Here is an 11,744-nt window from a genome sequence, read left to right on the forward strand (position 1 = left end):
GTCTTCTCCTCGGGAATTCAGATCGTGAGCTGGGGCTGCGCCACACCGAGGGCGCCGAGCAGCGTGTCGCGGTACTCCTGGAAGCGCGGGTCGCGACGGGAGCGCGGGGACGGCAGGTCGATCCTGAGGTCCACCGAGATCCGGCCGTCCTCGAGTACCAGCACGCGCTCGGCCAGTTCGACGGCCTCGTCGACGTCATGGGTCACCAGGAGGACCGCGGGGCGGTGGCGTTCGTACAGTTCGCGCAGCAGACCGTGCATCTTGATCCGCGTCAGCGCGTCCAGGGCTCCGAACGGCTCGTCCGCCAGCAGGAGTTCGGGGTCGCGGACCAGGGCCCGGGCCAGGGCTGCGCGCTGCTGTTCGCCGCCCGACAGCTCGTGGGGCCAGGAGCGGTCGCGGCCTTCGAGACCGACCTCGGCCAGCGCGGTCAGGCCCCGCTCACGGGCCTTCGGGCCGCGCAGACCGAGGATGACGTTGTCGAGCACACGCAGCCAGGGCAGCAGGCGGGAGTCCTGGAAGGAGAGGGACACCCGCTCGGGTACGAGGAGTTCACCGGAGCCCTCGACCGTGTGGTCGAGGCGGGCCACGGCCCGGAGCAGGGTGGACTTGCCGGAGCCGCTGCGCCCGAGGAGCGCGGTGAACTCCCCCGGTGCCACGGTCAGGTCGAGGTCCTTCAGGACGACCCGGTCGCCGAACCTGCGTACCAGCCCCGTCGTGCGTACCGCGGGCCGCTCGCCCTCGGTGCGGGGCAGGACCTCCGTCAGCCCGCCAGTGTGCGTCGCCATGACAGGACCCTCCTTTCGACTGCGCGTACCGCCGCGTCGGAGGCGAAGCCGAAGATCCCGTAGGCCACCAGCCCCACGATGATCACGTCGGACTGGGCGTACTGCTGGGCCTGGAACATCATGTAGCCGATGCCGCTGGTGGCGTTGATCTGCTCGACCACGATGAGGCCGAGCCAGGACGAGGTGACTCCGAGGCGCAGGCCGACGAAGAAGCCGGGGAGCGAGCCCGGGGCGACGACCTTGCGGATGAACTGCCAGCGGCCCAGGTCGAGTCCCTCGGCGAGTTCCACGTACTTGCTGTCGATGCCGGTCAGCGAGGCGTACGTGTTGATGTACATGTTCACCGCGACGCCGAGCGCGATCACGGTGACCTTCATCTGCTCGCCGATGCCCAGCCAGAGGATCAGCAGCGGGAGCATGGCCAGGGACGGGATCGCCCGCTTGATCTGGAGCGGGCCGTCCAGCAGGTACTCACCGCTGCGGCTCAGTCCGGCCGCCACGGCCAGGACCACGCCGGCCGACACCCCGAAGAACAGGCCGAGTCCGGCACGCTGGAGCGAGATCAGGACGTTGTCCTGGAGCCGGCCGGTGGAGACCAGATCGCCCGCGGTGGCGAGCACGGTCCCGGGCGAGGACAGGATGCGGGGGTCGAGATAGCCGGATGCGGACGCCGCCCACCATGCGGCGACGAGCAGCACGGGCCCGATCAGCCGCCCGAAGGGCAGGGACCGGCCGGGGCCGAGCCGCCGCCGGGTGCCGCGGGATGCGGGCGCGGCCTCCGTGGCGGCCCGTGGAGCCTCCACGGCCTCCGGCCGGGCCTCGCGTGCCTTGGACAGCAGATCGGTCATGACCCCTCCCGGTACTCGGCGGCCACGGCCGCGGCCGCCAGCCCTTCGAAGCGGCGGTCGAACAGCTCGGACGCCTTCTGCTCGGGTACGAAGCCGCCCTCGGCCAGCAGGTCGGCGGTCTCCTGCTCCCAGGCGATGGCCTCGTCCCAGTTGGCGGGGAAGTGCGGCTTGTTGAGGGAGGCGACGATGCGCTTGCCGTCCTCCTTGGTGACGCCCTGGTCCTTCACGTAGTACGTGTCGATCCACTCGTCGCCGTTCTCCCACGCCCACACCTGGCCCCGCGCCCACAGCGGTATGAAGCTGCGCACCGCCGCCGCCTTCGCCGGGTCGTTGAGGACCTCGTTCGGCGCCCAGAGCACGGTCAGCAGGTCCACGACCTCCGTCTTCACCCCGCGGGCGCCGTCCTTGGCGTACTGGCTGAGGTACTTGGTGATGGTCGGCTCGCCCAGCGGGGCCACGTCCACCTGCTTGGACTGCAGAGCGGTCAGGAACTGGGTGCTGGGCAGGGCGACGAGCTCGACGTCGCTGTTGCTCAGACCCGCCGCCTTCAGTGCGCGCAGGACCACTACGCCCTGTGCCTGCCCCTGGGAGAACCCGATCTTCTTGCCCCGGAAGTCCTCCACGTTCCTGATGGACGATCCGGGTGCCGTGGCGAAGACGTACGTCGGCTTCTTACGGACCTGTACCCCGACGATTTTCGCTCCGACACCGATGGCGTGCGCCTGGATCGGCGGGATCCCCGCATTGGTGGCCAGGTCGATCGATTTCGCGCGGAATCCCTGGATGATGTCAGGGCCCGCGGAGAGATTCGGCCATTCCGTAACGGTGAAGTTCAGCTCTTTTGCGAGCCCGGCCGGCTCCAGTTGGAGTCGGGCCGTACGGACCGCGACGGTCAGTTCCGTGCCGGCCGGCGGATCTCCGGTGGGCAGGGCGCCGGCCGGTTCCGCACCGGCCACGGCTTTGGTCTGCGGAGAGCAGGCGGCAAGGCTCAGAACGGTTCCGACCCCCAGTGCGAGGAAGGATCGGCGGGCAAGGATCCGCTGTGTGTCTTTGCGTGTCATGGTGAATTCCTGATCACTGGTCGTGCGTGGGGCGGATGGAGTGGTAGGAGCCGTCGTGGAACAGCAGCGGGCTGCGCCCCTCGTCGAGCCAGGACTCCTCGACCCGGGCGACGACGATGCGGTGGTCGCCGGCCGGGAGGAGGTGCTGGACGGTGAGCCGCAGCCAGCCCGTCACCCCACCGAGCACGGGCTCACCGCCCGCCAGCCGGCTCCACCGGGTCGGCGCGGCGAAGCGGTCGATGCCGCTGGTCGCGAACGTGGTGGCCAGCGCCTCCTGTTCGACGCCGAGGAAGTTCACGACCGCGGAGGAGGCCCGCTCGATGTGGGGCCAGGACGAGGTCGACGTCCCGATGCCGAAGGAGACCAGCGGCGGGGCGAGCGACAGCGAGGTGAGCGAGGTGGCGGTGAAGCCGATCGGCCCGTGGCCGGCGTCGGCGGTGACGACGACCACACCTGCGGGATACCTGCGGAATGCCCGCTTGAAGCGTTCCGGGGAAATTCCGGGCTCGGCGGTTTCGGTTGGTTGGAAAGCGGCATACGAAGAAGACACAGTGACGGTCAACGTCTCTCCCAGGTCGGAAAGGCGGAAAATGGGTGCACGAAACAGACGGGCGGCAAGGTGAACACGCACGGGGTGCGGACCGCCCGGAAATTCAGCTGAGGGTTATCGGTTACCCGGACAGGGGCGACAACAGGAACGCCGGGCGATATCGCTCACCGGCGCAGCCGCGCGGCAGGAACGTGCCACCTGGGGCACATTCCTCGAATTCCGCTGTCGGCTGGTCATGAATCCATCTTCCCGTTCGGGGTGAGGGCGGGTCAACAATGCAACGATCTGAATTAAGTCGGTGTTCGCCGAGGCGTCAGGACACCGCGGGCAGTGCGGGCCACGGCCCCAGCGGGTCGGTGTACAGCGCGCCGAGCGCGACCGCGCCACCCGCGGTGGCCAGGACCGATCCGGTGAAGCTGCTCGGCACCACGGCGCGTTCGGGGTCGTCGCACAGCCCGGAGCGTTCGGCCACCTCGGCCCGCAGGTCGGCGAGGCACTGCGGCAGCCTGCCCGCTCCGGGCTCGACCACCACCAGGCACTCCGGGTCGAACATGTCCAGCAGCAGTGCGGCGGCCCGGCCCACCAGCCGGGCGCGGCGGCGGAACAGCGCCACTGCGCGCGGCTCGTCCGCCATCGCATGGTCGAGCAGTTCACCGAACGACGCGACGTGCAGGCCCTGTTCGGCGGCCCGGCGAATCATGGCGCGCTCGGAGACCTCGGACTGGAGGCATCCGGTACGGCCACAGCTACAGGGCTCCGCGTCACCCGATCCGCCGGGCCCGAGCGGCAGATGGGCCACGCTGCCCGCTCCCGAGCGGGGGCCCCGGTGCAGCTCGCCCGCGGTGGCGAAGGCGGCGTCGACGACCGCGCCGATGAACAGCAGCACCGTGCTGGCCCGTGTCGAGACCTCACCGAACATCTGCTCGGCCCGTGCCAAGGCCCTTGAGTGGCTGTCCACATGGACAGGCAGCCCGGTGGCGGCGGCCAGGATCTCCCGTACGGGCACCGCGCGCCAGCCGAGATGGGGGTGCTCCACGACCACTCCGGCGGCGGAGTCCACCCGGTGGCCGGTGGCCACACCCAGGGCCAGTACGGTCCGGCCGGCCGCGTGAGCGGCCGTCAGCCGGGGCAGCCGGGCGGCCACGTCGGCCAGGATTCCGCGCGGTTCGGTACTGAGGTGCGGCCGGCGGTCCTCGGCCACCACCCGGCCGCGCAGATCCATCAGGGCGACCGTCGAGTGCGCGACGGCGATATGGGCCCCGGCCACCAGGAACCTGCCGGTGTCGATCTCCACCGGTATGTGGGGGCGTCCGAGCCCTCGTGGTCCGGTGGTCTCCTCTCTCTCACGGACCAGACCGCGGGACAGGAGGTGTCCCACGTGTCCGGTCACCGAGGCGGGCGACAGGCCCGTGACGCGGGCGACGGTGGAGCGGGCCACCGGGCCGTGGTCGAGGATGGCGCTCAGCACGGATCCCGTGCCGGAGACACGGCGGGCGGCTCCGGCCGCGGGGATGTCCGAGCGGCGCAGCGGACCGGTGCGGCGGGCGGGCGCAGGCAGACTCTTCACAGGTGTCTTCCGGGTCCTCGGTGGCAGCGGGCGGTACGGGTCGGTCTCGCCCCGGCAAACTGCGGGGGGCCTCGTGGCGGAACCGGCCGGAATCGGTCCGGTGCGGGTTCCGCTTCTCCCGTGCGGCGGGGCGCCCGCGGCGCGCAGGGGGAGCGTGTCCCCGTGGGCGGCTCGCGCGGGCTCCGTGTGTTCAGGCCCGGTGACACGCCGCGGAGCACACGCGCTTCAGGTCGACATGACCTCGCGTCGTCAGGTGTGCGGATCGCTGCATGCCGCGCAACGTAGCCGGAACGGCGTAAGCCGGTCAAACCACTGCCCGCATGCTGGGACGCCTGTCCAGGGACGCGTGTTGCGCGCGTGTTGCGCTGCGTTGAAGGGGTGTTGAGAGCGTGTGGCGGCACCGTTTCGGCGCTTGACACGAACCGGCCGCAGCTTCCGCGCACCCGGGCGTTTCCAGGAATTAACCTCTTGATGCCTTGTCACTCCTGGTCTACGCGCATAGCTTTTGCCACCTCACTACAACTTGGGGGCAGTTCCCGTGCACATAGCCAGACCCGGCTCCGCCCTGCTGGCCGGCGCCGTCGCCGTAACCCTCTCGGTGACCGCGCTGCCCGCCGCTTTCGCGGCCCCGTCCTCCACCGCCGTGATCTCCGAGGTGTACGGAGGCGGCGGCAACTCCGGTGCGACGCTCACCCGCGACTTCATCGAGCTGGCCAATGCCGGCTCGAGCCCGTTCGGCCTGTCGGGCTTCAGCGTCCAGTACCTGCCGGGCACCCCGTCCGCCGGCTCGCTGTGGCAGGTCTCCGAGCTGTCCGGCGCGGTCGCGCCCGGTGGCCGCTACCTCGTCGCGCAGGCCGCAGGCACCGGCGGCACGGTGGCACTGCCGGCCGCCGACGCCACCGGCACGGTCGCGATGTCCGCTGCGAGCGGCACCATCGCGCTGGTCTCGGGCACGACGCCGCTGACCTGCAAGACGGCCGCGGACTGTGCCGTCGACACCCGGATCGTGGACCTCGTCGGCTACGGCTCGGCGGTCGTACGCGAGGGCACCGGCCCGGCGACGGGCACCTCGGCCACCGCCTCCGTGGCCCGCGGCGCGTCCCTGGCGGACACCGACGACAACGCGGCGGACCTGGCCGCGGGCACCCCGACGCCGGTCAACGCGGCCGGCGAGACATCGGGCGGATCCGGCCCCGGCGAGCCCGGCGGACCGACCGAGCCCGGCACCGTACGGGTGCACGACATCCAGGGAACGACCCGTGTCTCGCCGCTCGCGGGTCAGGCGGTGACCGGTGTTCCGGGCGTCGTCACCGGCGTACGGACCAGCGGTTCGCGCGGCTTCTGGATCCAGGACACCGCACCGGACGCCGACGCCCGTACGAGCGAGGGCCTGTTCGTGTACACCGGCTCCGCCGCCCCCACCGTCGCCGTGGGCGACTCGGTGCTGGTCAGCGGCAAGGTGGCCGAGTACTACCCGTCCTCCACCACCCAGTCGCTCACCCAGCTCACCGCCCCGAGCACCACGGTCCGGTCCTCGGGCAACGCCCTTCCGGCGCCCGTCGTCCTGGACGCCGCCTCGGTACCGGACGCCTACGTACCGTCGGCGGGCGGTGGGTCGATCGACGCGCTGGCCCTGGACCCGGCCACGTACGCCCTGGACCTGTACGAGTCGGTCGAGGGCGCCCGTGCCACGATCGCAGACACCCGGGTGACGGGAGCGACGACCGCGTACGACGAGGTCTGGGTGACCGTCAAGCCGGAGGAGAACCGCACCCGGCGCGGCGGCACGCTCTACGCCTCGTACGAGGACCAGAACACCGGCCGCATCAAGGTGATGTCGCTGAACGCCGCGCAGCCGGTACCGGTGGCGGACGTGGGCGACGAGCTCTCCGGCTCGACCACGGGCGTCATCGACTACGCGTCGTTCGGCGGGTACAACCTCCAGGCCACCGAGCTCGGCACGCTCACCGACAACGGTCTGCGGCGCGAGGTGACACGGAAGCAGAAGCACAAGGAGCTCGCCGTCGCCACGTACAACGTGGAGAACCTCGACGCGCTCGACGAGCAGGCCAAGTTCGACACGCTCGCCGAGGGTGTCGCGATCAGCCTCGCCTCCCCCGACATCGTGTCGCTGGAGGAGATCCAGGACGACAACGGTGCCACGAACGACGGCACGGTCGGCTCCGACGCGACGCTGCAGCGGTTCACCGACGCGATCGTCGCCGCGGGCGGACCGCGCTACGCGTGGCGTTACGTCGCACCCGAGGACGGCAAGGACGGCGGCGAGCCCGGCGGCAACATCCGTAACGTCTTCCTCTTCAACCCCCAGCGGGTCGAATTCGTGGACCGTGCGGGCGGCGACGCGACCACGGCCGTGACGGCCGTGAAGACCAAGAAGGGTGCCACGCTCTCCGTCTCGCCCGGCCGGATCAACCCGACGAGCGCCGCCTGGGACGACAGCCGCAAGCCTCTGGTGGGCGAGTTCCGCTTCCGCGGGAAGCCGGTCTTCGTCATCGGCAACCACTTCGCGTCCAAGGGCGGCGACCAGCCCCTGCACGGGCGCTACCAGGAGCCGGTGCGCAGCTCGGAGACGAAGCGGGTCCAGCAGGCTGCGGAGGTCAACACCTTCGTCCGCTCGCTCCTGAAGGCGGACAGGACGGCGCAGGTGATCACGCTCGGCGACCTGAACGACTTCGCGTTCTCGCCGACCATGGACGCGCTGACCGGTGGCAAGGTGCTCAAGCCGCTGATCACGACGCTGCCGAGGAGCGAGCAGTACAGCTACGTGTTCGACGGCAACTCGCAGACGCTGGACCACATTCTGACCAGCCCCGCGATCCGCCGCTTCGACTACGACGTGGTGCACATCAACGCGGAGTTCGCCGACCAGGCGAGCGACCACGACCCGCAGATCGTGCGGGTCGACGTGCACGGCAACGGCGGCCACCAGCACTGACCGCCTCCGGGGACGGCCGCCACAGGCCGTCCCCGGATCCCGTTGCGCAGACCGCGTTCATGTGCCCGCCCAGGTCGCTGCCACGCCGTCCGGGGCCGGGATCTGGCGCGGAAGTGCGCGGGCTGCGGGCGGATCCGGTGGCCCGTCCTGCGGCCCGTCGGTGAAGAAGCGTGTGGCGAGTGCGGCGACCTCGTCGGAGCGTTCCGGTACCACCCAGTGGTAGGCCTCCGGCAGCGTGAGGAAGCGGCTCCCCTCGATCGTCGCGGCGAACTCCCGCTGCCGCCGGGGCGAGGCACCGTGTCGTGCTCCCCGGCGAAGACCAGGGCCGGTACGCCGGCCAGCCCCCCGGAGAAGTCGGGCCGGTCTCTTCCGAGGTGCTCATGGGGACGCTCCTCCGCTCTCGTACGCGGTGACGCCGGCCGCGTTGGGTTGGGGACGGCCATCGGGGGCCCCGGCTGCTCCGGAGGCGCCTTCACAGGCGGGATTCCGGCCCCCGTTCCCCCGTGAGGAGGGGGGACGGCCAGGTGTGCGCATCCGACGTGCCGCCGGAACGGGTGACACGATGGGTGCGCGCAGAGAGCCTCGAGAGGGAGAAGCGGTCATGGCGACGGAGCAGCACGACGGTCCGGTACGGCTCAGCCCGACGAACTGGGTGGCCAAGCAGGCCGAGTTGTACGAGTCGTCCGGCGGGACCAAGGGCACCACCCAGCTCGGCGTCCCGTGCCTGCTGCTGGACTGCGTGGGCAGGCGCAGCGGGGCGGTTCGGCGCACGGTCCTGATGTACGGGCGCGACGGCGACGACTACCTGATCGTGGGATCGAACGGCGGCTCCGACAGCCATCCGCTCTGGTACCTGAACCTGCTGTCCGAGCCCGCCGTCGACATCAGGGTCGGCACGGAGCGCTTCCCCGCACGCGCCGAGACCCTCACACCCGAGGAGAAGGCCCGGGTGTGGCCGCACCTGGTGAGGGTCTTCCCCCGGTACGCGCAGTACCAGGAGGGCACCGGCCGCGACATCCCCGTGGTACGGCTCCGGCGCCGCTGACCTGCCCGGACGGTCCGGTCCGCCGGCCTGGCGGTGCCCGGGTCCAACGGGGGTCCCTGCAGGGCTTCCTGATGCGTACACTCCGCGATCATGACCTTCGAAACGGTTCAGTCCGACGCGTCCGCCCTCGACGGGCCCGCACTCTTCCCGACCATGTCCACCATGCGCGCCATGCGCCGTCTCAAGCCGGACGCCGTGCCGGACGAGACGATCGAGAAGCTCATACAGGCTGCCGTCTGGGGACCCAGCGGCGGCAACATGCAGTGTTACGAGTACGTCGTCGTCACCGACCGCGAGGTGATGACCCGTCTGGCCCCCCTGTGGAAGCGCTGCGTGGACGCGTACCTGGCGACCACGGGCAAGTACGCGCCGAAGGGCATGGACGACGCGGCGTACGGCCGGATGGTGGCGGCCATCGAGTACCAGCGCGACCACTTCGCGGACACACCGGCGCTGATCATCCCCTGCTACCGGTTCCCGGAGCCTCAGTTCGACGACGAGGGCCTCCAGGTCTACGCCGAGTCGCTCGGCCCGGCGGGGCTGGCGCACATGACGGACACGCAGACGCGCTTCCAGGCCCTCGCCGAGGGTTCCTGCGTCTATCCCGGCGTCCAGAACATGCTGCTCGCCGCACGCGCGCTGGGGCTCGCGGCCAACGTGACCATCTGGCACCTGATGCTGGAGCAGGAGTGGAAGGAGGCGCTCGGGATCCCCGAGGACATGGAGACCTTCGCCGCCATTCCCGTCGGGTGGCCGCAGGGCAACTTCGGGCCCGTCCGGCGCCGCCCGGTGGCGGACGTCATCCACCGGGACCGCTGGTAGCAGCACGGCGCTCCGGCACCCCCGTCGGGGGTGCCGGAATCACTCCAACTCCATTGGAGTGAAAGGGATTTGGACACGCACGCGCCGCGTTGTCATGCCCTGATCCGGTCGATAGCCTGCGCGGGCTCGCGCCCTCGGCCCACCCCACCCAGGCCCGGGGGTCCGTCCTCCCCCACAGACCAGGAGCAGGTATGCCCAGAAGCCCCGCCGGCCACGCCCGGGGTCGCGCAGCTGTTCTGGCGGCTCTCACCGTCACCGCCGTCGTCGCCGCCGGCCACCCGGCTCCCGCCGCCCCTGCCGCGCCGGATCCCATGAACCAGGCCTTCACCCGGGCAGCCGAGCAGTACGGCGTACCGCGCGATCTGCTCGCCGCCGTGGGCTACGGCGAGACCCATCTGGACGGGCATTCCGGACGCCCGAGCCAGGCGGGCGGCTACGGCGTGATGCACCTCGTCAGCAACCCCACGAACCGCTCCCTGGAGAAGGCCTCCGCCCTGACCGGCGAATCCGCGGCCGATCTGCGCCAGGACACCGGGGCAAACATCCTGGGCGGCGCGGCCCTCCTGCGGAGCGACGCCGACGCACTCGGCCTGGACGGCGCCGAGCGCCGTGACATCGATGCCTGGTACCCGGCCGTCGCCCGCTACAGCGGGGCAAAGGGCGCCGTGTCCGCGCTCTACGCGGACAACGTCTACACCTTCCTCGCCCAGGGGCTGCGGGCGACGGTGCCCGGTGGCGAACGGATCTCGGTCACCTCCCGCCCGGTCTCCCCTGACAAGCGCTCCCTGGCCGCGGCCGGCATGACAGCCCAGAGCCCCGACTACCCCTCGGCGCTGTGGATCCCCGCCCATGCCGCCAACTATGCGGTCAACCGGACGGCGACCATCGACAAGGTGGTCATCCACGTCACGCAGGGCTCGTACGCCGGGACGATCAGCTGGTTCCAGAACCCTGATTCGCAGGTCAGCGCCCACTACGTGGTCCGTTCCTCCGACGGCCGGATCACCCAGACGGTGCGCGACAAGGACACCGGCTGGCACGCCAAGAGCGCCAACGCCTCGTCGCTCGGGATCGAGCACGAGGGCTTCGTCGACGACCCGTCGTGGTTCACCGACTCGATGTACCGCTCCTCGGCGGCGCTGACCGCGTACCTGTGCGACCGGTACGGGATCCCGAAGGACCGGTCCCACATCATCGGGCACAACGAGGCACCCGGGAACGACCACACCGACCCGGGCGTCAACTGGAACTGGACCTACTACATGCAGCTGGTCGGGGGCAGCGGCAGCGTCGGGCTGGACTTCACCTCGTACGCGACCCAGCGGTCGGGCTCGACCGGTCCCCAGGTGAAGGCCGTCCAGTACCTGCTCAACAAGCAGGGGTACCACGCGGGTGCCGAGGACAGCGTCTTCGGACAGACCACGCAGAACGCCGTCAAGGCGTTCCAGACGGCCCGGAAGCTCTCCGCCGACGGGACGGTCGGCCCGAAGACGTGGACGGCTCTGCTGTCGACCGGGACCACACCGACGCTCACCAAGGGTGCGAGCGGCGATGACGTGAAGCGACTGCAGCGGGCGCTGACCGCGGCGCTCGGATCGACGGTCGCCATGGACGGAAACTTCGGCTCGGGGACGGACACGGCCGTGCGTCTCTACCAGGACGGCCGGGGTCTGGACGTGGACGGCAGCGTGGGCCCCGACACATGGAAGGCACTGCAGGCCGGGCTCTGATTCCCCCGGTTCTCCGTCACCTCCGGGCGGGCCCGTGCGCACGGCGCACGGGCCCGCCCGTCCCTCTGAGTACCGGTACGCGAGTCCGCCGCACGGAGACCGCCGTGTCCCGTCGAATGGCACGACGGGTTCCGGCTCGGCATCGATGAGTCGCTGCGCCGACCCGGCTACCGAGGACAGGAATACGTCGATCTCGGCGCCTCGCTCGCGGTCGACGGGTACCTCGACCCGCGGATGATCGGGTACGCGGCCCGCTCCGGCCTCCACGACGGGCAGGACCTCAAGAAGGTCTGGCACTGCCTGGCCCGATTCGGGCGGAACGCCACCGGCGGCAGAGCGTGAGAAGAGGTGGCTCCACACCCTGAGCAGGGTGCGGAGCC

The 11,744-nt window shown here is 70.9% G+C and carries 9 protein-coding genes and 2 pseudogenes; 5 read left to right on the forward strand and 6 right to left on the reverse strand.

The annotated features are described in order from the left end of the window. Positions 1–17: 17 nt before the first annotated feature. From OG844_RS16655 to OG844_RS16675, 5 genes are all read right to left on the reverse strand, one after another. The gene (locus OG844_RS16655; RefSeq protein ID WP_406391075.1) at positions 18–785 is read right to left on the reverse strand and encodes an ABC transporter ATP-binding protein; all 768 of its coding nucleotides are present in this window, start codon (positions 783–785) and stop codon (positions 18–20) included. Then, positions 761–1,633: an ABC transporter permease gene (locus OG844_RS16660; RefSeq protein ID WP_406391076.1), complete on the reverse strand. Its 873-nt coding sequence runs from the start codon at positions 1,631–1,633 to the stop codon at positions 761–763. The genes OG844_RS16655 and OG844_RS16660 overlap by 25 nt, the downstream gene beginning before the upstream one ends. After that, positions 1,630–2,694, reverse strand: a complete 1,065-nt coding sequence (locus OG844_RS16665) for an ABC transporter substrate-binding protein (protein WP_406391079.1) — start codon at positions 2,692–2,694, stop codon at positions 1,630–1,632. The genes OG844_RS16660 and OG844_RS16665 overlap by 4 nt, the downstream gene beginning before the upstream one ends. 13 nt (positions 2,695–2,707) lie before the next feature. Next, a complete protein-coding gene (locus tag OG844_RS16670; protein WP_406391081.1) occupies positions 2,708–3,256 on the reverse strand; it encodes a flavin reductase family protein in 549 nt (182 codons plus the stop codon). 301 nt (positions 3,257–3,557) lie between these two features. Continuing rightward, on the reverse strand, positions 3,558–4,811 hold the full coding sequence (locus OG844_RS16675; RefSeq protein WP_406391083.1) for an ROK family protein: 1,254 nt from the start codon (positions 4,809–4,811) through the stop codon (positions 3,558–3,560). A 538-nt stretch (positions 4,812–5,349) separates the two neighbouring features. On the opposite strand from OG844_RS16675, the gene OG844_RS16680 reads away from it, so the two are divergent. Then, the gene (locus tag OG844_RS16680) at positions 5,350–7,767 is read left to right on the forward strand and encodes an endonuclease/exonuclease/phosphatase family protein (protein ID WP_406391085.1); all 2,418 of its coding nucleotides are present in this window, start codon (positions 5,350–5,352) and stop codon (positions 7,765–7,767) included. A 57-nt stretch (positions 7,768–7,824) separates the two neighbouring features. On the opposite strand, the pseudogene OG844_RS16685 reads toward OG844_RS16680, so the two are convergent. Continuing rightward, positions 7,825–8,132: pseudogene (locus OG844_RS16685) on the reverse strand (alpha/beta fold hydrolase); the annotation flags it as partial. A 236-nt stretch (positions 8,133–8,368) separates the two neighbouring features. Between OG844_RS16685 and OG844_RS16690 the strand changes: the two are divergent. From OG844_RS16690 to OG844_RS16705, 4 genes and pseudogenes are all read left to right on the forward strand, one after another. After that, entirely contained in the window at positions 8,369–8,812 is a 444-nt protein-coding gene (locus tag OG844_RS16690) for a nitroreductase family deazaflavin-dependent oxidoreductase (protein WP_406391088.1), read from the forward strand. 90 nt (positions 8,813–8,902) lie between these two features. Further along, positions 8,903–9,634, forward strand: a complete 732-nt coding sequence (locus OG844_RS16695; protein ID WP_406391090.1) for a nitroreductase family protein — start codon at positions 8,903–8,905, stop codon at positions 9,632–9,634. Between the two features lie 191 nt (positions 9,635–9,825). After that, entirely contained in the window at positions 9,826–11,364 is a 1,539-nt protein-coding gene (locus tag OG844_RS16700) for an N-acetylmuramoyl-L-alanine amidase (RefSeq protein ID WP_406391092.1), read from the forward strand. Positions 11,365–11,445: 81 nt separating this feature from the next. Further along, positions 11,446–11,706: pseudogene (locus OG844_RS16705) on the forward strand (DUF3626 domain-containing protein); the annotation flags it as partial. Between the last annotated feature and the right edge of the window lie 38 nt (positions 11,707–11,744).

Source organism: Streptomyces sp. NBC_00887 (assembly GCF_045207585.1).

What these genes read in the sequence shown, in the direction of transcription:
- OG844_RS16655 (WP_406391075.1), bottom strand. Translation starts at nt 785, where the DNA reads ATGGCGACGCACACTGGCGGGCTGACGGAGGTCCTGCCCCGCACCGAG.
- OG844_RS16660 (WP_406391076.1), bottom strand. Translation starts at nt 1,633, where the DNA reads ATGACCGATCTGCTGTCCAAGGCACGCGAGGCCCGGCCGGAGGCCGTG.
- OG844_RS16665 (WP_406391079.1), bottom strand. Translation starts at nt 2,694, where the DNA reads ATGACACGCAAAGACACACAGCGGATCCTTGCCCGCCGATCCTTCCTC.
- OG844_RS16690 (WP_406391088.1), top strand. Translation starts at nt 8,369, where the DNA reads ATGGCGACGGAGCAGCACGACGGTCCGGTACGGCTCAGCCCGACGAAC.
- OG844_RS16695 (WP_406391090.1), top strand. Translation starts at nt 8,903, where the DNA reads ATGACCTTCGAAACGGTTCAGTCCGACGCGTCCGCCCTCGACGGGCCC.
- OG844_RS16700 (WP_406391092.1), top strand. Translation starts at nt 9,826, where the DNA reads ATGCCCAGAAGCCCCGCCGGCCACGCCCGGGGTCGCGCAGCTGTTCTG.